The organism is Microseira wollei NIES-4236, from assembly GCF_020521235.1.
GTDB lineage: Bacteria > Cyanobacteriota > Cyanobacteriia > Cyanobacteriales > Aerosakkonemataceae > Microseira > Microseira wollei.
On record NZ_BLAY01000667.1, the window covers coordinates 1 to 279 of the forward strand.

General features: G+C 48.0%; 1 protein-coding gene. It reads right to left on the reverse strand.

All coding sequences use genetic code 11. The features are described 5' to 3' along the window. Positions 1-15: 15 nt before the first annotated feature. Positions 16-216 (reverse strand): hypothetical protein, encoded by a 201-nt coding sequence (locus MiSe_RS50205; protein WP_226595104.1) that lies wholly within the window; start codon positions 214-216, stop codon positions 16-18. Positions 217-279: the final 63 nt, after the last annotated feature.

The window sequence follows — 279 nt, forward strand, 5'->3', positions numbered from 1 at the left end:
TCACCAAAGTTTCTACTATGCAGAAAACCGATTTCTGGGCGTAATCTCATATCCGGTGGCATGGGCAAGGTCAGGCGCGGCGAATTGAACAACAGACGCGGGGAATGAAGATGGGGAAGAAATTACCCTCTTCCTAATCTCCATCACCTTCATCACCTTTCCCTCTGGGTGCCGCCCCATTCCCTCAATCAATTTCCAGCTTACGGGGCACGGCATTTTACAATCTTTGGGTAAAATCAAAATTTATCCTGGCCGTGCTACTACAAGATCGCAGGATTT

Excerpts from the sequence above, each read along its gene's own strand:
- MiSe_RS50205 (WP_226595104.1), bottom strand. The coding sequence starts at position 216 with ATGCCGTGCCCCGTAAGCTGGAAATTGATTGAGGGAATGGGGCGGCAC.